General features: G+C 51.8%; 23 protein-coding genes. 13 read left to right on the plus strand and 10 right to left on the minus strand.

The window, feature by feature from the left end:
• The first annotated feature begins 112 nt into the window (after positions 1 to 112).
• The 5 genes from msrP to HV311_RS12665 all read left to right on the plus strand — a co-directional run bounded on the left by msrP (position 113) and on the right by HV311_RS12665 (position 4,903).
• Positions 113 to 1,117: a protein-methionine-sulfoxide reductase catalytic subunit MsrP gene (msrP, locus tag HV311_RS12645; protein WP_019076759.1), complete on the plus strand. Its 1,005-nt coding sequence runs from the start codon at positions 113 to 115 to the stop codon at positions 1,115 to 1,117.
• Positions 1,118 to 1,744, plus strand: coding sequence for a protein-methionine-sulfoxide reductase heme-binding subunit MsrQ (msrQ, locus tag HV311_RS12650; protein WP_115190598.1), 627 nt, complete (start codon positions 1,118 to 1,120; stop codon positions 1,742 to 1,744). It begins immediately after the preceding gene.
• A gap of 46 nt (positions 1,745 to 1,790) precedes the next feature.
• Positions 1,791 to 3,278, plus strand: coding sequence for a carboxypeptidase M32 (locus HV311_RS12655; protein ID WP_191220004.1), 1,488 nt, complete (start codon positions 1,791 to 1,793; stop codon positions 3,276 to 3,278).
• A 137-nt stretch (positions 3,279 to 3,415) separates the two neighbouring features.
• Positions 3,416 to 3,811 (plus strand): acid resistance repetitive basic protein Asr, encoded by a 396-nt coding sequence (gene asr / locus HV311_RS12660; RefSeq protein ID WP_003028934.1) that lies wholly within the window; start codon positions 3,416 to 3,418, stop codon positions 3,809 to 3,811.
• A 270-nt stretch (positions 3,812 to 4,081) separates the two neighbouring features.
• Entirely contained in the window at positions 4,082 to 4,903 is an 822-nt protein-coding gene (locus HV311_RS12665) for a trypsin-like serine peptidase (protein ID WP_016153036.1), read from the plus strand.
• Positions 4,904 to 4,937: 34 nt separating this feature from the next.
• On the opposite strand, the gene mdtI is transcribed toward HV311_RS12665, so the two are convergent.
• The 3 genes from mdtI to HV311_RS28255 all read right to left on the minus strand — a co-directional run bounded on the left by mdtI (position 4,938) and on the right by HV311_RS28255 (position 5,897).
• Complete coding sequence (gene mdtI / locus HV311_RS12670) at positions 4,938 to 5,267, minus strand: multidrug/spermidine efflux SMR transporter subunit MdtI (RefSeq protein WP_047500497.1); 330 nt, start codon at positions 5,265 to 5,267, stop codon at positions 4,938 to 4,940.
• Positions 5,254 to 5,619 carry a multidrug/spermidine efflux SMR transporter subunit MdtJ gene (mdtJ, locus tag HV311_RS12675; RefSeq protein WP_161623250.1) on the minus strand — a complete coding sequence of 122 codons (366 nt, stop codon included), beginning with the start codon at positions 5,617 to 5,619 and terminating at the stop codon, positions 5,254 to 5,256. The genes mdtI and mdtJ overlap by 14 nt, the downstream gene beginning before the upstream one ends.
• 107 nt (positions 5,620 to 5,726) lie before the next feature.
• On the minus strand, positions 5,727 to 5,897 hold the full coding sequence (locus HV311_RS28255; RefSeq protein ID WP_085951052.1) for a protein YdgV: 171 nt from the start codon (positions 5,895 to 5,897) through the stop codon (positions 5,727 to 5,729).
• Between the two features lie 138 nt (positions 5,898 to 6,035).
• Here HV311_RS28255 and HV311_RS12680 point away from each other — a divergent pair, with 138 nt between their 5' ends.
• Positions 6,036 to 7,070, plus strand: coding sequence for an AI-2E family transporter (locus HV311_RS12680; protein ID WP_191220005.1), 1,035 nt, complete (start codon positions 6,036 to 6,038; stop codon positions 7,068 to 7,070).
• 794 nt (positions 7,071 to 7,864) lie between these two features.
• On the opposite strand, the gene pntB is transcribed toward HV311_RS12680, so the two are convergent.
• Positions 7,865 to 9,253 (minus strand): Re/Si-specific NAD(P)(+) transhydrogenase subunit beta, encoded by a 1,389-nt coding sequence (gene pntB, locus HV311_RS12685; RefSeq protein ID WP_016153031.1) that lies wholly within the window; start codon positions 9,251 to 9,253, stop codon positions 7,865 to 7,867.
• Between the two features lie 10 nt (positions 9,254 to 9,263).
• Positions 9,264 to 10,793 carry a Re/Si-specific NAD(P)(+) transhydrogenase subunit alpha gene (pntA, locus tag HV311_RS12690; protein WP_029139532.1) on the minus strand — a complete coding sequence of 510 codons (1,530 nt, stop codon included), beginning with the start codon at positions 10,791 to 10,793 and terminating at the stop codon, positions 9,264 to 9,266.
• 525 nt (positions 10,794 to 11,318) lie between these two features.
• On the opposite strand from pntA, the gene ydgH reads away from it, so the two are divergent.
• The 3 genes from ydgH to folM all read left to right on the plus strand — a co-directional run bounded on the left by ydgH (position 11,319) and on the right by folM (position 14,649).
• The gene (gene ydgH / locus HV311_RS12695) at positions 11,319 to 12,263 is read left to right on the plus strand and encodes a DUF1471 family protein YdgH (protein ID WP_016156455.1); all 945 of its coding nucleotides are present in this window, start codon (positions 11,319 to 11,321) and stop codon (positions 12,261 to 12,263) included.
• 244 nt (positions 12,264 to 12,507) lie between these two features.
• Positions 12,508 to 13,890 carry an amino acid permease gene (locus HV311_RS12700; protein WP_016153028.1) on the plus strand — a complete coding sequence of 461 codons (1,383 nt, stop codon included), beginning with the start codon at positions 12,508 to 12,510 and terminating at the stop codon, positions 13,888 to 13,890.
• Between the two features lie 36 nt (positions 13,891 to 13,926).
• The gene (folM, locus tag HV311_RS12705) at positions 13,927 to 14,649 is read left to right on the plus strand and encodes a dihydromonapterin reductase (protein WP_049041460.1); all 723 of its coding nucleotides are present in this window, start codon (positions 13,927 to 13,929) and stop codon (positions 14,647 to 14,649) included.
• Here folM and HV311_RS12710 read toward each other — a convergent pair.
• Entirely contained in the window at positions 14,646 to 14,981 is a 336-nt protein-coding gene (locus tag HV311_RS12710; protein ID WP_191220006.1) for a GlpM family protein, read from the minus strand. The genes folM and HV311_RS12710 overlap by 4 nt on opposite strands.
• 117 nt (positions 14,982 to 15,098) lie before the next feature.
• Here HV311_RS12710 and rstA point away from each other — a divergent pair, with 117 nt between their 5' ends.
• Positions 15,099 to 15,842 carry a two-component system response regulator RstA gene (gene rstA / locus HV311_RS12715; protein WP_016153025.1) on the plus strand — a complete coding sequence of 248 codons (744 nt, stop codon included), beginning with the start codon at positions 15,099 to 15,101 and terminating at the stop codon, positions 15,840 to 15,842.
• A 148-nt stretch (positions 15,843 to 15,990) separates the two neighbouring features.
• On the opposite strand, the gene HV311_RS12720 is transcribed toward rstA, so the two are convergent.
• Both HV311_RS12720 and HV311_RS12725 read right to left on the minus strand, forming a co-directional pair.
• Positions 15,991 to 17,019, minus strand: a complete 1,029-nt coding sequence (locus HV311_RS12720; RefSeq protein WP_191220007.1) for a HoxN/HupN/NixA family nickel/cobalt transporter — start codon at positions 17,017 to 17,019, stop codon at positions 15,991 to 15,993.
• Between the two features lie 120 nt (positions 17,020 to 17,139).
• On the minus strand, positions 17,140 to 17,979 hold the full coding sequence (locus tag HV311_RS12725; protein WP_191220008.1) for an aminoglycoside phosphotransferase family protein: 840 nt from the start codon (positions 17,977 to 17,979) through the stop codon (positions 17,140 to 17,142).
• Between the two features lie 192 nt (positions 17,980 to 18,171).
• Between HV311_RS12725 and HV311_RS12730 the strand changes: the two genes are divergently transcribed.
• Entirely contained in the window at positions 18,172 to 18,963 is a 792-nt protein-coding gene (locus tag HV311_RS12730; protein WP_191220009.1) for an MBL fold metallo-hydrolase, read from the plus strand.
• Positions 18,964 to 18,985: 22 nt separating this feature from the next.
• On the opposite strand, the gene HV311_RS12735 is transcribed toward HV311_RS12730, so the two are convergent.
• Complete coding sequence (locus HV311_RS12735) at positions 18,986 to 19,330, minus strand: DUF1294 domain-containing protein (RefSeq protein ID WP_049041453.1); 345 nt, start codon at positions 19,328 to 19,330, stop codon at positions 18,986 to 18,988.
• Positions 19,331 to 19,395: 65 nt separating this feature from the next.
• On the opposite strand from HV311_RS12735, the gene rstB reads away from it, so the two are divergent.
• Both rstB and tus read left to right on the plus strand, forming a co-directional pair.
• The gene (gene rstB / locus HV311_RS12740; protein WP_016153020.1) at positions 19,396 to 20,697 is read left to right on the plus strand and encodes a two-component system sensor histidine kinase RstB; all 1,302 of its coding nucleotides are present in this window, start codon (positions 19,396 to 19,398) and stop codon (positions 20,695 to 20,697) included.
• Positions 20,698 to 20,770: 73 nt separating this feature from the next.
• Entirely contained in the window at positions 20,771 to 21,700 is a 930-nt protein-coding gene (gene tus / locus HV311_RS12745; RefSeq protein ID WP_131405896.1) for a DNA replication terminus site-binding protein, read from the plus strand.
• Here tus and fumC read toward each other — a convergent pair.
• Entirely contained in the window at positions 21,697 to 23,100 is a 1,404-nt protein-coding gene (gene fumC, locus HV311_RS12750; protein WP_016153018.1) for a class II fumarate hydratase, read from the minus strand. The two genes, tus and fumC, sit on opposite strands and share 4 nt — an antisense overlap.
• Between the last annotated feature and the right edge of the window lie 34 nt (positions 23,101 to 23,134).

Raw genomic sequence — 23,134 nt, forward strand, 5'->3', positions numbered from 1 at the left:
TCGTGAGGAATCAGGGATACGCATGCGTCCAGTATGTCGTTATAGATAGGTCAGGCATCAACAGGGAAACGTCGATTTGTTTTCCTTAACATGAAAATAAAAAGGAAAAGTTATGCAGAAAAAACATCCACTTCGGGAAGCTGATGTTACCGCCGAGTCCGTTTTTTTTATGCAACGACGACAGATCCTCAAAGCTCTTGGGATAGGTGCGGCGGCGGCTTCGTTCTCTTCCCCGACACAGGCCGGTCTGCTGAATTGGTTTAAAGGCAACGATCGCCCGTCTGCACCGGCGGGCAAACCGCTCGAGTTCACAAAACCCGAGATCTGGCAAAACAATCTGCCCTTGACGCCGGAAGACAAGGTCACGGGCTACAACAATTTCTACGAATTTGGTCTGGATAAAGCCGATCCTGCCGCGAATGCCGGTAGCCTGAAAACCGATCCCTGGACGTTAACCATCAGCGGTGAAGTGAACAAACCTTTAACGTTGGATCATGATGCGCTGACGACTCGTTTTCCATTAGAAGAGCGTATTTACCGGATGCGTTGCGTTGAGGCGTGGTCGATGGTTGTACCGTGGGTCGGCTTTCCTTTGCATAAATTATTGGCGCTGGTTGAACCCACCAGCCACGCCAAATATGTCGCCTTTGAAACACGCTACGCGCCTGATGAAATGCCCGGCCAGAAAGATCGCTTCATTGGTGGCGGGTTGAAGTATCCCTATGTTGAAGGTTTACGTCTGGACGAGGCCATGCACCCGCTTACCCTTCTGACCGTGGGCGTGTATGGCAAAGCGTTGCCGCCGCAAAACGGGGCGCCAATACGCCTGACCGTACCCTGGAAGTACGGCTTCAAGGGCATTAAATCGATAGTCAGTATTAAGCTGACGCGTGAACAGCCGCCGACGACCTGGAATATGTCGGCACCTAACGAATACGGTTTTTACGCCAACGTAAATCCGCAAGTCGATCACCCCCGCTGGTCTCAGGCCACAGAGCGTTTTATCGGTTCGGGTGGCATTCTCGATGTGCAGCGACAGCCCACGTTGCCTTTTAATGGTTATGCCGATGAAGTGGCTTCTTTATATCAGGGCATGGATCTACGGGAGTATTTTTAAGTGAGGTTAACCGCAAAACAGATAACCGGTCTGAAAGTACTGCTGCATCTCGCCGGTTTATTACCCCTGCTATGGCTCTTCTGGGCCGCACAGCGTGGTGAGTTGGGGGCCGACCCGGGTAAAGATATCCAACACTTTACGGGCATCACCGCGCTGAAGTTTCTGCTTGCTACCCTGCTGGTGTCACCGCTTGCGCGCTACGCAAAGCAGCCGTTGTTGTATCGCACCCGTCGATTATTAGGGTTATGGTGTTTTGCATGGGCCACGCTGCATATGACCAGCTATGCGCTGCTGGAGTTGGGTATACAAAATCTGGGATTATTGGGACGTGAACTGGTTTCACGCCCATGGCTAACGTTGGGCATGACTGGTTGGATAATCTTATTCCTGCTGACGCTGACCTCCACGCAAGCCGCGCAACGTAAAATGGGCAAACGCTGGCAAACATTGCACAACTACGTCTACCTGGCGGCCGTTTTACTTCCGCTGCATTATCTGTGGTCGGTAAAAGTATTATCACCGCTCCCCATTATTTATGCCCTCTGTTTTCTCGTGCTACTGGCTTTTCGCTATAAAAAGCTGTTACGCAAAGTCGGGTACAAAGGTGTGTTTATGAAAAGTGAATGAATCACGGTAAACTTCTCATCACACCTAAACAGAACGAGAACAAAAAATGAGTAACAATGATAATTACCATCAGCTCACCCGCACGTTCCAGCGGCTCTCTCGCTTCTCCCACCTCTCGGCAATCGCCAGTTGGGACATGTTTACCATGATGCCATCTGGCGGCAGCAAAGCTCGCGGCGAAGCACTGGCCGAGCTGAGCGTGCTTGAGCACCAGTTGTTAACCGACCCGAAGGTGGCAACGTGGATCGCCGCAGCCCAACAGGAAGACCTTAACGATGTTGAGCAAGCCAACCTGCGCGAAATGTCGCGACTGCATCATCAGGCATCCTTACTACCTGAATCGTTGGTAGAAGCGAAATCACTCGCGGGTAGCCGCTGCGAGCATGCCTGGCGCAGCCAGCGACCAGCGAATGACTGGGAGGGATTTTCCGAAAACCTGAAAGAGGTCGTGAAGCACAGTCGTGAAGAAGCCCGGCTGCGTGCCGAAGCCACAGGCTGTTCGCCGTATGACGCGCTACTGAACATATTCGAACCAGGGATGACCAGTGCCCAATTGGATGTCCTGTTTGCAGACGTTAAAAGCTGGCTACCGGATCTGCTCAACAAGGTGGTGGCAAAGCAGTCTCAGCAGTCGCTCATCGCCCCGGTTGGTCCTTTCCCAACCGCAATCCAGCGAGAGTTGGGCCTTGAAACGATGGCGCAGTTGGGATTCGATTTTACGGCTGGTCGACTGGATATCAGTGCGCACCCCTTCTGTGGTGGCGTACCTGAAGATGTGCGTATCACCACCCGCTATGATGAAAACGAATTACTTAGCGCGCTGTTTGGCGTGATCCATGAAACCGGTCACGCCCGCTACGAGCAAAATCTGCCGCACAGTTGGTCAGGGCAACCTATCGCCCTGGCACGCTCAACCGCTATTCATGAGTCCCAGAGTCTGTTCTTTGAGATGCAACTGGGGCGCAGTAAAGCATTTCTGACGCGGTTAATTCCTGCTGTGACGCGCCACTTTGGCGATCAGGCTGCGTTTGAAGAAAGCAATTTCATCGCCTGGAACCAGCAGGTTAAACCCGGTTTTATCCGTGTTGATGCCGACGAGGTGAGCTATCCTGCTCATGTTATCCTGCGTTATGAAATCGAACGCGCGCTCATTAATGGCGATATTGAAGTAGATGATATCCCGGCATTGTGGAATGAGAAAATGCAGTCCTGGCTTGGGCTGTCAACCATCGGTAACTATCGTAACGGTTGTATGCAGGATATTCACTGGACCGATGGCGGCTTTGGCTACTTCCCTTCCTATACTTTAGGCGCCATGTATGCGGCGCAGTTATTCAGTGCCGCTAACCGCGCATTGCCTGATTTAGAGCAGTCTATTGCGCAAGGTGAGTTTGGTGCCCTGTTTGACTGGTTACGTCAGAATATCTGGCAGCATGGCAGCCGTTTTACCACTGAACAGCTTATTACCCAGGCTACCGGAGAGCCGCTCAGCAGCCGTTATTTCCGCGCTCATCTGGAAGCCCGCTATTTGTAATCTCATACCGTGAGTCATTGTACATATCGTTACACGCCGAAACCAATGACTCACGGAAGCCCTGTGATTACAGCGATATAGTTATTTCAACGGCCCCGCAGTGGGGTTGAATGAAAAACCAAATCGAGGGTATGAGAATGAAAAAAGTATTAGCTCTGGTTGTTGCCGCTGCTATGGGTCTGTCTTCTGCTGCATTTGCTGCTGAAACAACTGCTACCACCGCTCCGGCTGCTGCTGCAACCACCAAAGCAGCTCCGGCAAAAACCACTCATCATAAAAAACAGCACAAAGCAGCGCCGCAGAAAGCGCAGGCTGCCAAGAAACACGCTAAAAAATCCACCACAAAACCGGCTGTAGAACAGAAAGCGCCAGAGCAGAAAGCGCAGGCAGCTAAAAAACACACCAAAAAAGCAGCGACCAAACCCGCTGCAGAACAAAAAGCACCAGAGCAGAAAGCTCAGGCAGCAAAAAAACACACCAAAAAAGCCGTAAAACACGACACCGCTAAACCCGCTGCTCAACCTGCTGCATAACACATTTGTAGTTACTATGGCGTCCCCCACTCTATAGCATACGGCGCTAAATCGACCTGATTTAGCGCCGCCTTTTGGAGGGTAAAATGGTGTCACATTACCGCTTTGAGTTCATTCTTATTACCCTGATAATTTGCGCCCTCATTGCCATGCATTTTTATCTATCCTGAGTGTAGTTATCTGATTTTACTCCCACTTTCCCGCCGTCCCGTCTATAGTATTAACTGAGGGTTTGCTGTTAAAAATCATAATTCCCCACCAGAGTGTGATATGCATAAAACCATTGCTGTGTTACTGGGTTCAATTTGTTTACTTCCTGTCGTTGCGCATGCGGACCAGCCTGCAACGGCCAGCGCTGAAGCAGAAAACGTAAAAACGCTGTTTTTTGGTCATGACGATCGCATAAAAGTGACTGACCCAACGCAATCTCCTTGGGACGCTATCGGGCAACTGGAAACCGCCAGCGGTAACCTGTGTACTGCCACGCTCATTTCACCACGACTGGCACTGACTGCCGGACACTGCTTACTCACCCCCCCGAAAGGCAAGCCGGATAAAGCCGTGGCATTACGCTTCGTGTCGAAAAAGGGTGTCTGGCGCTACGAGATCCACGGCATTGAAGGACGGGTAGATCCCTCGCTCGGAAAACGTTTAAAAGCCGATGGCGATGGCTGGATTGTGCCGCCTTCCGCGGCCCCGTGGGATTTCGGTCTGGTGGTGCTGCGTTACCCACCTTCCGGCATCACACCGCTGCCATTATTTGAAGGTGATAAAGCGGCATTAACCGCGGCGCTGAAAACCGCAGATCGTAAAGTTACGCAGTCGGGTTACCCGGAAGATCATCTCGATGACTTGTACACGCATCAGGATTGCGTGGTGACCGGTTGGGCACAGAATACCGTTTTGTCGCACCAGTGCGACACACTCCCGGGCGACAGCGGTTCACCATTGATGTTGAAGACAGATACTGGCTGGCAGTTGATTGGCGTACAAAGCTCCGCTCCGGCGGCGAAAGATCGCTGGCGGGCCGATAATCGCGCCATATCCGTGACCGGTTTTCGCGATAAGCTGGATGAGTTGGCTAAGGAATAACCTATGCTGCCCGTAGTAACGGGCAGCACTGAGATCAGGCAAGTTTAATCATCACCATTCCGGCAAGCAGCAGCGCCACACCGATCCAACCTTTATGATTCAGGCGCTGACCAAACAATACCCAACCTGCCGCTAACGTCGCGGCAATCCCAAAGCCGCCCCACAAGGCGTAGGCAACAGAAAGGTCGATACCTTTTACCGCCTGGGACAGCGCGCTAAAGGCCGCTAACACGGCTGCCAGCGACAGCACGCCATAAGTCTTGCGGCGAAACCCATCTGAAAATTTCAAAAAGACGTTAGCGACGATTTCGAGCACAATGGCTATGCCAAGCCATGCGCCGTGAACCCACTCAAACTGCTGCATGGCTCACCTCTCTGCCCGCCTTTGTCGGTTTTCGTGTACCGGATTTAATCAGCACAATACCTAACACCAGCGAGACCAGTCCAGCCACCTTCATCGTGGACAAGGTTTCGTCAAATAACAGCACGCTGAACAGCGTAATAAATAAAATACCGATACCTTCCCATAAGGCATAGGCCACACCAAGGGCAATTTTTTTAACGGCAAAACTGAGAAAAATATACGATAAGGCAATCATTACCAGCATTAAAATAAAGCCCGAATTACCATGGCCGACGCTTGCCCATTTCATTGACAGCGTACCAGTAATTTCAGCCGCGATGGCCAGACCTAATAATATCCAGTAAAACATAATGCTTCTCCTGCTTGAGAATATAGTCCTTTGGGCCTACTGCATGCAGTAAACCAAAAAATAAAATTAGTTAGCTCAGCGCGCAGCGCCAGCTCAGGCAGAAGAAGGGACTAAAGCGCGTTGCGCCAGTGTTGCTCACCCGCAAGCAAGAAAGTGGAGGAGGTACGAAGAAGTGAAGGTAAACGCAAAAACATCCTGAACATATTGTCCATAATATTACAATTATCCGCAGTGTTGCTTCTCATCATCGCGGATGATAATTGTCCTCGGTAGTTAAACACAGATGATTTGTACCATAGCTTCAATGCGAACTCAAAGTCTTTTCACTTCTTTACCTGCCCCATTTGATTTTTGTTATAACGGCTCGACGCAAATCACATTATTATTCAGATTCAAAAATGAAAAATGCAGGAATACACATGGCGAAACCGATCATCACGCTTAACGGCCTAAAAATAGTCATTATGCTGGGCATGCTGGTTATCATCCTGAGCGGCATCCGCGTTGCAGCAGATATCATCGTCCCATTTATTCTGGCGTTATTTATTGCCGTCGTGCTTAACCCCGTGGTGCAGCGGATGGTCAAACTTCGCATACCACGCGTAATAGCGGTATCATTACTCATTGTTATTATTGTGATGCTAATGGTGTTGCTATTAGCGTATTTAGGTACATCCTTAAATGAGCTTGCGCGAACGCTGCCGCAGTATCGCTCTTCACTGGTTATCCCACTCAAAAACCTTGAGCCGTGGTTACAGCGCGCAGGGATCGGCGTTTCCGTGGATGAACTCGTCAAATATATCGACCCGAACTCAGCAATGACGCTGGTGACCAATTTACTGGCACAGTTGTCTAATGCCATGTCATCGATATTTTTACTGCTGTTGACGGTGGTTTTTATGCTGCTGGAAGTACCGCAGTTACCCAACAAACTCAAACAAATGATGAGTCGTCCCATTGAGGGAATGGCAGCGATTCAACGCGCCATCGACAGCGTTTCCCACTATCTGGTGCTCAAAACGGCGATCAGCATTGTGACCGGGCTGGTGGCCTGGGGCATGCTCGCCGCACTCGACGTGCGTTTCGCCTTTGTCTGGGGACTGCTGGCCTTTGCGCTCAACTATATTCCTAATATCGGTTCGGTGCTGGCCGCCATTCCCCCTATTGCTCAGGTGCTGGTATTTAGCGGCCTTTATGACGCCCTGGTGGTTTTCGCAGGTTATCTGGTCATTAATCTGGTGTTCGGGAATATCCTCGAACCGCGGATCATGGGGCGTGGACTTGGGTTGTCTACGCTGGTGGTGTTTCTGTCGTTAATCTTCTGGGGCTGGTTACTGGGGCCTGTCGGGATGCTGCTTTCTGTACCGCTGACCATCATCGTGAAAATCGCGCTTGAACAAACCAACGGCGGTCAAAGCATTGCCGTGTTGCTGAGCGATCTCAATAAAGAGTGAATATATACGGCGTTTTACGGTGATTAGACGGTTAAAACCGTATGGGTTTATGAGCAGTAATCATGAATAGCGGAGTATTAAAAAAAAACGGCCTCCGCAGAGGTTATGCCCGTCAGTTAATCATTATGGAGAACATGTGATTTTGGCTCAGGGTTCCGTTCACCTCAGTGGTATCACTTTTCTGAAGCGCAGATACCCGTGAACGTGCAAGGGAGGCTCACCGTGCACCGCCGCCTCCCTTGCAACCCAGGATCCCGGCGGGAAAATCGTCGCTGTGCGATTCATTCGTCTTATGCCGTCTGCCTGTCGGGTCGGGGCCGGTCAGCCGTCAACGCCTCATCGATTTTCAGCCTGAACGGGGTCATCGCTGCAACGCACTGACTTCCAGTTAAATCTGTTTTGCTGTTCAGATAAAAAACGCAGGGGGTCAGGTGTGGGCTGGTCCGGCTGAAAATTGCCGACGTGTTTCCGTAAGGCAGGGAGAACCCGCAGGGATGCGGGTTCAGGGCGCGTTTTGCAGGGACGCTACCTCGCGCCCGGCCCGTTAGCCTGAAGGAATAAGCGGAGGGTATTGCGCAGCAACAATTTTCCCGCCGGGAGCCGGGATTGTTAAGGGTACGGCGATAGTACCCTTAACACGTTCACAGGTCGTATTGCCTCAGAGAAGTGACAAACATAAGGTGAACGTAGCAATATACCGGAGGCAACAGATTCATTACCTCCGTATGTGCCACTCATCCTCGTTAACTGACAAGCATTACCTCCGCAGAGGCCGTCTTGGTTTGCGCTGACGATTACAGCGCTTTCAGGATCGCATCCACGCTGGCTTTGGCATCGCCAAACAGCATATGGGTGTTTTCTTTAAAGAACAGCGGGTTCTGCACGCCAGCATAGCCGGTGTTCATAGAACGTTTGAACACGATAACGTTCTGCGCTTTCCATACTTCCAGCACCGGCATACCGGCGATTGGGCTACGCGGATCGTCCTGCGCCGCCGGGTTTACCGTATCGTTGGCGCCAATCACCAGCACGGTATCGGTATCGGCGAAATCATCATTAATTTCATCCATTTCCAGCACGATGTCATAGGGTACTTTGGCTTCCGCCAGCAGCACGTTCATATGACCTGGTAAGCGCCCTGCTACCGGGTGAATACCAAAGCGTACCTTGATGCCGCGCGCGCGCAGTTTCTCGGTGATTTCAGCGACCGGATATTGCGCCTGTGCCACAGCCATGCCATAGCCCGGGGTGATTATCACGGAGTGCGAGTTCTTCAGCATTTCTGCCGTGTCTTCCGCATTAATCTCACGATGCTCACCGACTTCTTCATCAGACCCCGTAGAAGAACCGTCAGAACCAAAGCCACCGGCAATCACGCTGATAAACGAACGGTTCATCGCCTTACACATGATGTAAGACAGGATCGCACCGGAAGAACCGACCAGCGCACCGGTGACGATCAGCAGATCGTTGCTGAGCATAAAGCCCGCCGCCGCCGCCGCCCAACCTGAATAGGAGTTAAGCATTGAAACGACGACCGGCATATCCGCACCGCCGATGGACGCCACCAGATGCCAGCCAAAGGCTAACGCAATAATGGTCATCACCAGCAGCGCCAGAACCTGCAGGCCCACGCTTTCGGTACGAACAAACACCACCAGCAACAGGAAAGAAACAACCAGCGCCGCCAGGTTCATTTTGTGACGATTCGGCAACATCAGCGGTTTAGAGGAGATCTTACCGCGCAGTTTGCCAAACGCCACCACGGAACCGGTAAAGGTCACCGCACCGATGAAGATACCAAGGAACACTTCCGTCAGGTGAATGTTCACCAGAATCGGTTCCAGGCCCGTGTCGTGATACAGGTAGCTGTTGAAACCCACCAGTACCGCCGCCAGACCGACGAAGCTGTGCAGAATCGCCACCAGCTCCGGCATCTCGGTCATCTCGACTTTCTTCGCCAGACGAATACCAATCGCGCCGCCGATGATCATCGCCACCAGGATCCACGCAACGTTGCCGGTCTCCGGGCCAAAAATCGTGGCAATCAGCGCAATCGCCATCCCGGCGATACCGTAGTTGTTACCCTGTTGAGAGGTTTCGTGTTTCGAAAGCCCCGCCAGGCTGAAAATAAACAGGATCGCGGCAACAATGTATGCAGCTGTAACTAATCCTCCAGACATATGTTACCCCTTAGTTTTTCCGGAACATTTTCAGCATGCGCTGAGTCACGGTGAAGCCACCGAAAATATTAATGCTGGCAATAAGCACCGCGATAAAGCTCAGGAAACTCACCCAGCCACCCTGGCCAATTTGCAATAACGCCCCGACAACGATGATCCCGGAGATAGCGTTTGTCACGGACATCAGCGGAGTGTGTAGCGCGTGCGACACATTCCAGACCACGTAGTAACCCACTACACAGGAAAGCGCGAACACCGTAAAGTGACCCAGGAACTCTTTCGGCGCGACATCAGCAAGCCAGCCAAACAGTATGACGACCAGTGCCATCAACGCATATTTGCGCCACGGTGAGGCCGGTTTTTTCTCTTCTTTCGGCGCGGGCGCGGCTTTTGGCGCAGCCTGCGGCTGAGCAGAAACCTGGATAGGCGGCGCAGGCCAGGTGATTTCACCCTCGCGAACTACCGTAACGCCACGTACGACTACGTCGTCAAAATCGACGGTGATATTGCCGTCTTTCTCTTTGCACAACAGCTTGAGCAGGTTAACGAGGTTCGTGCCATAAAGCTGGGAAGACTGCGTCGGCAGTCGGCCTGGCAGATCGGTATAACCGATAACCTTCACCCCGTTCTCGGTGGTGGTCACCTGGTTAGGCACGGTGTATTCGCAGTTACCGCCGTTTTGCGCGGCGAGATCGACAATCACGCTGCCCGCCTTCATCGAATCGACCATTTCACGGGTGATCAGTTTCGGTGCCGGTTTGCCCGGAATCAACGCGGTGGTAACGATAATATCAACGTCTTTCGCCTGCGCGGCGAAGAGCGCCATTTCGGCTTTGATGAACGCTTCGGACATCACCTTGGCGTAACCGTCGCCGCTGCCGGCCTCTTCTTTAAAGTCCAGCTCGAGGAATTCAGCGCCCATACTCTGAACTTGCTCTTTCACTTCCGGACGGGTGTCAAAAGCACGAACGATAGCGCCCAGGCTGTTTGCCGCACCGATAGCTGCCAGACCTGCCACACCCGCACCAATCACCATGACCTTGGCAGGTGGGACCTTGCCCGCGGCGGTGATCTGCCCGGTGAAGAAGCGGCCAAATTCATGAGCGGCTTCAACAATGGCACGATACCCGGCGATATTCGCCATCGAGCTTAAGGCATCAAGCGACTGCGCGCGCGAAATACGCGGCACGGAGTCCATCGCCATAACCGTCACGTTGCGCTCTGCCAGCTTTTGCAACAGCTCAGGGTTTTGCGCGGGCCAAAGAAAACTCACCAGCGTCGTGCCCGGGTTGAGCAACGGGATTTCCGCCTCTTCCGGCGCGTTGACCTTCAGGATGATCTCTGACTGCCAGACGGCATTTCCGTCAACAATTTCTGCGCCTGCTTGTACAAACGCCTTATCGTCAAAACTTGCCAGTTGACCTGCACCGCTTTCAACCGCGACGCTGAAACCCAACTTAAGCAGCTGCTCAACCGTCTTCGGCGTAGCTGCGACGCGGGTTTCATTGGTTAACCGTTCTCTTGGTATGCCAATTCGCATAATGTTCCCTTCCATCTGTATTTGTGATGATGGTTTATCAATGTTCGCACGAGGCATGCGCGCACTCTCGAAAGAGGTCAGTGTTACCCCAATAAAATAAAACAGTAACAAACTCTGTATAACCTACTGAAAATGACGCCTGTGATCTAGCGCCAAAAAACAGTATTTATTATGAAATTCGCGAAATAGAGAGGAATCGGACCGCTGGCAGATAAAATACCCTAAAAATAGCCCACAAAGGCCGATAATTCGCTCAAGCGAAGCGGCAAAACATGATTACGTGCCTGCCAAAAACAATTGATTAACATTAAATTAACTTATGAAATTCAACCGCTTTATCAGTTTTGGTCGCCAAATGCCGAAATTTTCGACATATCACAAAATGTTATCTGTGTTGTTACGTCACGTGGCACGATGAGTGAAAATTGACGCAGACACTGACACAATTTAAATGCAATAATCAGCGACGTTTCTAGTCAATAACAATACCAGTACCTGGTTTGCGCAAGGCGAAGGATTATTTTTATGAAGCTTAAGAACACTCTCCTGGCGTCCGCACTTATTTCTGCGACTGCTTTTTCTGTAAATGCAGCGACAGAATTGACGCCGGAGCAAGCGGCTGCCCTGAAACCCTATGACCGCATTGTGGTTACCGGTCGTTTTAATGCTATCGGTGACGCGGTGACCGCCGTATCACGCCGTGCAGATAAAGACGGTGCAGCCTCCTTTTATGTTGTTGATACCTCAGATTTTGGCAGCGGCGGTAACTGGCGCGTTGTAGCCGACATCTATAAAGCCGATGCTGAAAAAGCGGAAGCGTCCAAAAACCGTGTCATTAACGGCGTGATGGAATTACCGAAAGATCAGGCCGTTCTGATAGAACCATTCGATACCGTTACGGTGCAGGGTTTCTACCGCAGCCAGCCTGAAGTGAACGATGCCATCACCAAAGCAGCGAAAGAGAAAGGCGCTTACTCCTTCTACATCGTGCGCCAGGTCGATGCCAACCAGGGCGGCAACCAGCGTATTACCGCATTCATCTATAAAGCTGATGCGAAAAAACGCGTAGTACAAAGCCCTGATGCGATCCCAGCAGATTCAGATGCCGGACGTGCCGCATTAGCCGCCGGTGGCGAAGCCGCGAAGAAAGTTGAGATCCCAGGCGTTGCGACTACCGCGTCTCCGAGCGCTGAAGTCGGTCGTTTCTTCGAAACGCAATCCACCAAAGGTGGGCGTTACACTGTCACGCTGCCGGATGGAACCAAAGTTGAAGAACTGAACAAAGCAACCGCCGCTATGATGGTGCCGTTCGACAGCATCAAGTTCACCGGTAACTATGGCAACATGACTGAAATCTCTTACCAGGTTGCCAAACGCGCAGCGAAGAAAGGCGCTAAGTATTATCACATCACCCGCCAGTGGTCTGAACGTGGTAATAACATGACCATCAGCGCTGACCTGTATAAGTAATACTCAGTACCTTATCAGGTCTACAGCCTTGTAGACCTGATAATTTCCCGCCATCCTCCCCTCTGACCAAACAAAAACAGCAGTATTAAGACTACTTTTCACACTATTAGTCACAAATCTCTCTATCCCCATTGCATGCGTTCTCTTCTCTCCGTAAAATCCCGCGCCTTAGTGGCTTTCACCATTTTTATGCGGTTTGCCAAAATAATTATTCTCTCACTCTCGTTTTTGTCACTGGATACAAATGGAAAAGAAATTGGGTCTGAGCGCACTCACCGCGCTGGTTTTAAGCTCAATGCTCGGCGCTGGTGTTTTCAGCCTGCCACAAAATATGGCGGCGGTAGCAAGCCCGGCTGCATTACTGATTGGTTGGGCGATTACCGGTGCGGGTATCCTTTTGCTCGCCTTTGCCATGCTGATTCTGACGCGTATCCGTCCTGAACTGGATGGCGGCATATTTACCTATGCACGTGAAGGTTTCGGTGAGCTGATTGGCTTTTGCTCCGCGTGGGGATACTGGCTGTGTGCTGTTATCGCTAACGTTTCGTATCTGGTGATTGTTTTCTCTGCGCTCAGCTTCTTTACCGACACGCCGGAGTTACGTCTGTTTGGCGACGGTAATACCTGGCAGTCGATTGTTGGCGCATCGGTGCTGTTGTGGGTGGTCCATTTTTTGGTGCTGCGTGGTGTGCAAACGGCAGCCAGTATTAACCTGGTGGCGACGCTGGCGAAATTACTGCCGCTTGGTCTGTTTATCGTGCTGGCGTTTATGCTGTTTAAGCTCGACACCTTTACCCTCGATTTTACCGGCGTAGCGTTGGGCGTTCCCGTCTGGGAGCAGGTAAAAAACACCATGCTCATCACCCTGTGGGTTTTCATCGGTGTGGAAGGCGCGGTGGTGGTTTCAGCTCGTGCCAGAAACAAACGCGATGTCGGACGCGCTACGCTGCTGGCGGTACTCGCCGCGCTGGGCGTTTATCTGCTTGTCACCCTGCTGTCTCTGGGCGTTGTCGCGCGTCCCGAACTGGCGGAGATCCGCAACCCGTCAATGGCCGGTCTGATGGTGAAAATGATGGGGCCATGGGGTGAAATTATTATTGCCGCAGGCCTGATTGTCTCCGTGTGCGGTGCTTATTTAAGCTGGACGATTATGGCGGCGGAAGTGCCGTTCCTCGCCTCCACGCACAAAGCGTTTCCACGCATTTTTGCGCGGCAGAACGCGCAAGGCGCGCCATCGGCGTCGCTGTGGCTGACCAACATCTGCGTACAGATTTGCCTGGTGCTGATCTGGCTCACAGGTTCCGACTACAATACGTTATTAACCATCGCCTCAGAAATGATTCTGGTGCCCTATTTACTGGTCGGCGCATTTCTGCTGAAAATTGCCACTCGTCCAATTCATAAGGCTGTCGGTATCGGAGCGAGTATTTATGGCATATGGTTATTGTATGCGTCAGGTCCGATGCACCTGCTGCTGTCTGTGGTGCTGTATGCGCCAGGGCTGCTGGTCTTCCTTTATGCCCGTAAAACACACGCGCATGAAAACGTATTAAAACGCCAGGAAATGGCGCTGATCGGCCTGCTGCTTGTTGCTGCTGTTCCGGCGACCTGGATGTTGATGGGGTAACATTGTCCCCATCGTTCGCGACACATGGAGATTACGATGGGTAAAAAACCCCCTTTGCCAATTCTTATCACCGGAGGAGGTCGACGTATCGGCCTCGCCGTCGCATGGCACTTTATTAATCAAAAACAGCCAGTTATCGTTAGCTACCGCACGCATTATCCGGCTATTGATGGCCTGCGAGATGCGGGCGTGCTGTGTATCCAGGCTGATTTTTCCACCGATGAAGGCGTACTGGCCTTTGCGGATGAGGTCAAAGCACAGACGGATGGCCTGCGAGGTATTGTGCATAATGCCAGTGCCTGGCTTGCAGAAAAGCCCGGTGCGCCGTTAACCGAAGTGCTGTCAGCCATGATGCAGATTCACGTCAATACCCCCTACCTGCTCAACCACGCGCTGGAAGGATTGCTGCGCGGGCATGGACACGCGGCCAGCGATATTATCCATTTTACGGATTATGTTGTAGAGCGTGGCAGCGATAAGCACATTGCTTATGCAGCCAGCAAAGCGGCGCTGGACAACATGACCCGCTCGTTCGCGCGCAAACTGGCACCAGAAGTAAAAGTGAACGCCATCGCCCCCTCGCTAATCCTGTTTAACGAGGGTGACGATGCAGAGTATCGTCAGCAGGCATTGAACAAATCACTGATGAAAACAGCGCCGGGTGAAAAAGAGGTCATTGATTTAATTGACTATCTGTTGACCAGCTGTTTTGTCACCGGGCGTAGTTTTGCCCTTGATGGCGGGCGTCATCTGCGTTAGTGCAATTTAATCCAACAAAAAATAAGCAACCATGCGCTCAGGCCCCAGCTCACCACTGAACCGCCGAGCGCAACGGGTAAGCGCATAAATCCGGTGAAATACCACAGCGAAACGAGGTAGACAAAATAGGGAATAATCGACCACATGCTGAAGACAATGGTTGTACGCAACGCTTCGATCCCACGTTCACTGGCCACTATATAGTGGGCAATCAACGCAAAGGTCGGGAACAACGGAATTAATCCGGCAATATAGTAGTTCTTTGTTTTCGCCAGCACACCAATTAACACCACCACCAGCGCACCGAGCGCCGCTTTTATAACGAGTCCCATCACCCTGCCTTAACACATCAATAACATCAGCCCCTAGCATAACGGAAGCGTTCTTGTTTAGAAAAGATTAATGGAAGGAAAAACCAGGGCGGTGTATGTTGGCGTTTTATATTCAAAATGAATGATATGAACACCATCGTATTTGTTGAAGATGATCCCGAAGTTGGCTCGCTGATTGCAGCCTATCTGGCCCGGCATGATATTGAGGTTATCGTTGAGCCTCGAGGTGATTTGGCCGAGGAGAAAATCCTGCAAGTTCAACCCGATTTGGTGTTATTAGATATCATGCTACCGGGCAAAGATGGGATGACTATCTGCCGCGATTTGCGTGGACGCTGGCAGGGTCCTATTGTCCTGCTCACCTCGCTGGACAGCGATATGAACCATATTCTAGCGCTGGAAATGGGTGCCTGTGACTATATTCTGAAGACAACGCCGCCAGCTGTGCTACTTGCTCGCCTGCGTCTGCATCTGCGCCAGAATGAACACTCAGTCCAGTCTAAAGGCATTCAGGCGGCAACCATCACGCCGCACACGACGCTGCGCTTTGGCACACTCACTATCGACCCAACCAATCGTTCCGTGCTGCTCGGCGGCGAGCAAGTCTCTCTTTCCACCGCAGATTTTGAATTACTGTGGGAGCTGGCAACCCATGCCGGGCAAATTATGGACCGCGATGCGCTGCTGAAGAACCTGCGCGGCGTAAGTTATGACGGCATGGATCGCAGCGTTGATGTCGCGATTTCCCGGTTACGCAAAAAACTGCTCGATAACGCGACTGAACCCTATCGAATCAAAACGGTGCGCAACAAAGGTTATCTGTTCGCACCGCACGCCTGGGACGATGAACCTCAAATGTAATCCCTCCGGGCCGACCATTATACGTTACACCGTCACTTTTAATATCATCCAGATTTGGGTGATGAAGATGGTGAGTATCATCACCGCGAATTAGTCAGCCCTCAAGTAAGATCCAAGCCTTCCCTTTCACGGAAGGCTTTCTTTTGTGTCAACTAAACGTCAGCCCGTCGTATTTTTTCCAACGGTAATTTATTGCAGAAATAATCCAGCAGCCGATAAAGACGCCAATAATCGCAAACCCGACATTCCCCATATGGTCACTCAACTCGCTGACGGTATCCCACAAACCTCCCTGGAGCGAAAATGCGTCAGAGAGAAGCCCCAGCGCCTCCAGCCCGCCAATAAAAAGCGCAACAATTACCGAGGTCCCGGTGATGGTCATATTGTAATAGAGCTTACGCTGCGGCTTATTGAATGCCCATCCGTAGGCCTCAACCATCAGGATACTGTCAAGGCAGTCAATCAGCGCCATGCCGCAGGTAAACAGCGTCGGGAACACGAGAATTGACCACACCGACATGCCACTGGACGCGCTTGAAGCAGAAATTCCGAGCAGAGAAATTTCAGTAGCGGTATCAAAACCCAGGCCAAACAAAAAGCCGACAAAATACATATGCCAGTCTTTGCCTACCAGCCGAAACGCCGAGCGGAAAAGCCAGTTCAGCGGGCCTGAAACTGTCATTTCCTCTGTGGTGCCATCGTAAGTACCGGTGCGTTTTAGATGACGAAAAGCCTTCCAGACATGACAGAAAATAACGAGATTAATGGTAGCCAGAATCAGCAGAAATACGGCAGAGACCGTGGTACCTATCAGACCGCCGACATTCTGAAACCATGCCATGTGTTGCTTAAACACGCTGGTGGTCAACGCAATGCCAATGCTTGCCAGTACCACAATGGTGGAATGCCCCAGGGAAAACCAGGCTCCCGTCGTCAGGGCGCGTTTTTTCTGCTGCATAAGTTTGCGCGTAGCGCTATCTATCGCGGCGATATGATCGGCATCAACAGCATGGCGCAAACCATAGCACCATGCGATCAGACTAAGCGCCAGTAACGACGTGTTGTTGCTAAACGCGGTGAAAGCCCACAGCCACGCCACGATGTTTGCCCCGATGAGTAAGACCATCAACAAAATAATGTTCGGGCGTTTTTTTAATAATAAAAACAATGCGTTCATTGCTCACAGCCTGTCAAATTTGCGCTAAAAAACACACTACACCGCCGTTTACTGATTGATTAATAAAACATTTACCAGGCTAATGATAACTCTAAAGAATTACCAGCCCAGTGTCGTAGATCAAAATTGATTACCCCCAAAAGCGAGTTCCGCGCTCGCTAACTCTGCGATGCGCAGGGGTATCGTGGCGCAGTCTCCTTCTTGCAGAAACCAGGCAGACGACAACCCACACCAGGCAATAATCCACATCAGCAAACGCTGCCGTTCAATCCTCGCGATTTCAGACACAATATTTACCCGTTGTGCGAATATTTCTGGCTCAATGGCGACAGGTTTGGTGGGGTCGGCAAGATCGGGATTAGTAAAAATATTGGCGTAATCAAAGCCACGCTCGCCCACCAGCCCTTTAGGATCGATAGCCAGCCATCCTTTCGTTCCGAAATCAAGAATATTGCCGTGGTGTAAGTCACCGTGCAATACGACTTCATTCTGGGGAGAGGAGAGCAATACGTTTGCCACCTCTGCACAATGCGTCAGGATGCCGCCATGCTTTTTCGCGGCAGGAGCCAGACAGCGAAACCAATAAAGTAGCGGTGTTAACACAGGCGTTGACGCATTCCGGGGGAGATGGAGTCGACTGGCTGCATGGCAAATAATGCGACAGGCCTGCGCATCATTGCCGGACCAGGACATGTCCGCTAAAGACCCCGCCCCTATTGCACGTTCTAACAGAATCGCCCCTGCTGCATGAGCAAGCACTTTCGCAGCACCATTCCCGTTCCACCAGACCATTAGTTCGCAGCCATTTCGTTCACTGTCATCGTCGGTGAGTTTGAGTATGGCTTTCTGACCATCTTTGGTCACCACGGGCAAAAGCTGTGATGTGTGCGTCTCAAGCGGTTGGCCATCAGGAGTAAGTCCCCAACGGCTGAGCCAGGAGTTGAACAGACTATTTTCCAAACATTATCCTCATTTTTTTCGCCAGAAATGACCCTCGACAGGGACGGTGTAGACATTATTCCTGCTTTCTGCTGGTTGGGCCACAACGACCCACGTCCACCATCACTGGCTTATCGTGTAGAGCACTAAAGGGCACACCCTTGCGTATCGGTGAGCCATGCTGACTGTGTTTTTTCAATAGAGGAAGACTCGATGATCACGTTATGCAAAGCCTGTGGTACATCCTATGAGGTGGCCGACGCCCTTCCTGAACATTGCGATATCTGCCAGGACGAACGTCAGTATGTCCCCGCAACCGGGCAGGAATGGGTCGATTTTGCCGCACTTTGTGCTTCGCACACAAATAAGTGGCGGCAGCATGACAGCGACCTCCTCAGCATCCGCACCGTTCCTGGTTTTGCAATTGATCAACGGGCGTTTATTCTGCGTACTCCGGAAGGCAATATTTTATGGGACTGCATTGCCACACTCGACGACGCCACAAAAATGCTAATAACGTCCCTGGGCGGGCTTAAGGCCATCGCGATTTCGCATCCTCATTACTACACCACCATGCAAGACTGGGCTGACGAATTTAACGCTCCCATTTATCTCCATGTCAACGACCGCAAGTGGGTAATGCGCGACAGCCCATGGATTAAATTTTGGGATGGCGACACCCTGGAACTGACACGCGACGTCAGTGTGATACGCCTCGGCGGACACTTTGCTGGCGGCTGCGTTCTGCACTGGGCGCGAGATGAAGGCGTGGTACTTTCCGGCGATATCGTTCAGGTCACCCCTGGGGCGCATGCCGTCTCCTTTATGTGGAGCTACCCCAATATGTTGCCACTGCCAGCCGCAACGGTCAGCGACATTACCCACCGCCTGAGTACGGTGAAATTTAAGCAACTCTATGGCGCGTTTGAAGGGAAAGACATAACGAAAAATGCCGATGACATCGTGCAGCGCTCAGGTGAAAAGTACGTTTCCTGTCTCAAGTAAGCAGGCTGCCTGTCACTGACGTTCACCAGGATGAAATGGGATAGAAATGATAGGCCGCTCCGATGACAGACACATTCACTATCACACTGATAATAAAGTAGGTTTTGAATGGCTGTTTTTGTGTTTTATGGCGAAAGAGTTGTTGAGCGGCTATCGCGCCCCCCCACCCGCCAACAACGCCAAACAGCAGCAAAGTGGACTCCGGCACTCGGCGCCAGGCCCTGCGCGCTGCCATTTTATCCGCACCGTACATTGCCAACGTCAGTATGTTGGCGAGCAAAAACCATATAACAAAGGGATGCGAGGTGAAAATGCAGCCTAACGCTGCGAAAATGAGTAGTAAATAACAACAGCGATTGAAATTCATATTTTTATATCACAGCAATTTTGAGAGTATCGGTGAGCATTATATTATGTATTCGGTGATTTTTTATGAAGAAGCTGTTTGTACAGTTTTATCTCCTGCTGTTTGTCTGCTTTCTGGTGATGACCCTGCTGGTCGGCCTGGTCTATAAATTCACCGCAGAGCGCGCAGGCAGACAATCCCTCGACGATTTAATGAAAAGCTCGTTATACCTGATGCGCAGCGAGCTTCGCGAGATCCCGCCACGTGACTGGGGTAAAACGCTGAAGGAGATGGATTTGAACCTCTCCTTTGACCTGCGCGTTGAACCGCTAAATAAGTACACGCTGGACGTTCAAACAATGCAACGTTTGCGCGAAGGCGATATCGTGGCGCTTGACGATCAGTACACATTTATTCAGCGGATCCCACGCAGCCATTACGTGCTGGCCGTCGGCCCGCTTCCCTATCTCTATTTTCTTCATCAAATGCGCTTGCTGGACATCGCGTTGATGGCGTTTATTGCTATCTCACTGGCCTTTCCGGTACTTATCTGGATGCGTCCGCACTGGCAGGAAATGCTGCGACTGGAAGCTGCTGCACAGCGTTTTGGGGAAGGACATCTGGGCGAACGCCTCCATTTTGACAGCGGTTCCAGCTTTGAGCGATTGGGTATCGCGTTTAACCAGATGGCAGACAATATCAATGCGCTAATCGCCAGTAAGAAACAACTTATCGATGGCATTGCCCATGAGCTTCGTACCCCACTGGTACGCCTACGTTATCGTCTGGAAATGAGTGATAACCTCACCGCGCAGGAATCCCAGGCACTAAATCGCGATATTGGCCAACTGGAAGGGTTAATCGAAGAATTACTGACCTATGCCCGGCTGGACCGCCCGCAAAATGAACTGAAGCTCAGCGTCCCGGACCTGGCCGTTTGGCTGACAACCCATCTGGAGGATGTGCAAAGCGTAAATCCTGAGCGTGCGGTGCGCTTACGCCATCTTAATATTGGTGACTACGGCGCGCTGGATATGCGCCTGATGGAGCGCGTACTGGATAATCTACTGAATAACGCCCTGCGCTATTGCCAGTCTACGGTGCAAGCGAGCCTGTTATTGAATGGCAATCAGGCGACGCTGGTTGTGGAAGATGACGGTCCCGGTATTGCTCCAGACGCCCGCGAACAGGTTTTTGAACCGTTTGTACGCCTTGACCCCAGCCGTGACCGGGCGACCGGTGGTTGCGGGCTTGGGCTAGCCATTGTTCACTCGATCGCATTGGCTATGGGCGGTACGGTCGTTTGTGATGAAAGTGAACTCGGCGGCGCCCGCTTTTGTTTCAGTTGGCCCGTCTGGCATAACATTCCTGAAATTTCAGCTGCCTGACCCATTCGGCTCGGTGGTCAAATGGTGGAGGTTGTGCTATAAAAAAGTATGTTGTAACTAAAATGGTAAATCTATGGCCCGTTACGATCTCGTCGACCGCCTGAACGGCACCTTCCGCCAGATGGAGCAAGAGCTGGCGCTTCTGAACGACAATCTGTTGCAGCAGACGCTGCTGATTGCGCGCGTCTTCTCGTTACCGGAAGTGGTCAAAGAGGCAGAGCATGCTCCACTGCAGAACATTGATGTTAAGCAGCATTTAGGTAAAGAGGCTGAAACGCTGGCGCTACGCCACTATCGTCATCTGTTTATCCAGCAACAGTCCGAGAATCGTAGCAGCAAAGCGGCCGTCCGCCTGCCAGGCGTACTGTGTTATCAGGTAGATAACGCAGCTCAGCGCGCTCTGGAAGAGCAAATACAGCGTATTAACCAGCTAAAAACCACCTTCGAGCGCATTGTCACGGTGGAATCAGGGCTGGCACCGGCAGCGCGTTTTGAATGGGTGCATCGCCACCTGCCGGGACTGATTACACTGAATGCCTATCGTACGCTCACCCTTGTCAGAGAGCCTGCCACCCTGCGATTTGGCTGGGCCAACAAGCACATTATTAAAAATCTGAAACGCGATGAAGTACTACAACAACTGGAAAAAAGCCTGACGTCGCCGCGCAGCGTACATCCCTGGACGCGGGAAGAGTGGCAGGCGAAGCTTGAACGGGAATATCAGGATGTCGCCGCCCTGGGCCAGCAGGCGCGCCTGAAGATTAAACGGCCTGTAAAAGTGCAGCCCATCGCCCGCGTCTGGTACAAAGGAGAACAAAAGCAGGTGCAATATGCCTGCCCGACGCCCTTGATCGCGTTGCTCAACAATGAAAACGGCATGACCGTACCAGATATCGGCGAGTTACTGAATTATGATGCCGACAATGTTCAGCATCGTTTTAAACCTCAGGCGCAGCCGTTGAGATTGATTATTCCCCGGCTGCACCTGTACGTTGCGGATTAACTGCCTGGCCGCATACTGCCAACCATCAGTTCCGGGCGTACCCAGCTGTCAAACTCCGCTTCGGTTAGATACCCCAGCGCCAGGGCGGAGGCTTTTAACGTCAGCCCCTCTTTGTGCGCCTTTTTGGCAATTTCAGCGGCTTTATCATAACCGATATGGGTATTGAGCGCGGTCACCAGCATTAGCGACTCGTTGAGCAGTTGATCGATTCGTTCACGATTAGGCTCGATTCCTGTCGCGCAGTGCTCGTTAAAGCTTTCCATACCGTCAGCCAGCAGACGCACCGACTGCAGGAAATTGTGGATGACCATCGGACGGTAAACGTTGAGCTCAAAATTACCTGACGCTCCGCCCATGTTGATGGCGACATCGTTGCCCATTACCTGACAGCAAAGCATGGTCAGCGCTTCACACTGGGTAGGATTGACCTTACCCGGCATAATGGAGCTGCCCGGTTCATTTTCAGGAATCGAAATTTCGCCAATCCCGCAACGCGGACCGGATGCCAGCCAGCGCACATCGTTGGCGATTTTCATCAGCGATGCCGCCAACCCTTTTAGCGCGCCGTGGGCGTGAACCAGTGCATCGCAGGTAGCTAGCGCTTCAAATTTATTCGGTGCGGTAACGAACGGCGCACAGGTAATGTCCCGCAATTCATCCGCGACCCGACGGGCATATTCCGGGTGCGTGTTCAGTCCGGTCCCTACCGCGGTTCCCCCCAGCGCCAGTTCCGCCACGTGGGGTAAGCTGTTTTCAATGTGTCTGAGGTTATGTTCGAGCATTGCCACCCAGCCGGAAATCTCCTGGCCGAGCGTAAGCGGGGTTGCATCTTGCAGATGTGTACGACCAATTTTGACGATATCCGCGAAAGCGTGTGATTTATCACTGAGCGTTTTAGTTAACACATTTAACTGTGGGATCAGTGAGTTACGTAGCGCCAGCAGCGCGGCAACGTGCATTGCGGTCGGGAACACATCATTCGAGCTTTGGCTTTTATTGACATCATCGTTGGGGTGAACTTTCCGTTCCATCCCCCGCACGCCGCCCAGCAACTCGCTGGCCCGGTTTGCCAGCACCTCGTTCATGTTCATATTGCTTTGTGTTCCTGACCCGGTTTGCCAGATGGCCAGCGGAAACTCATCGCGGTGTTTATCCGCCAACACCTCATCTGCGGCCTGCATAATAGCCCTGGCTTTATCCTCCGCCAGCAGCCCGAGATCCTGGTTAACCTTTGCTGCGGCGCGTTTCGTCAGCGCCAGCGCATGGATCAGCGAGACCGGCATTTTCTCCGTAGAGATACGAAAATGCTCCAGCGAACGTTGGGTTTGCGCGCCCCAAAGCTTATCGGCTGGAACATCAATCGCCCCCATTGAATCATTCTCGCGGCGTACCGTTACCATTACCTGCTCCTTACATTAACAATTGATTAGGTTA

The organism is Citrobacter sp. RHBSTW-00881 (assembly GCF_013728515.1).
GTDB lineage: Bacteria > Pseudomonadota > Gammaproteobacteria > Enterobacterales > Enterobacteriaceae > Citrobacter > Citrobacter braakii.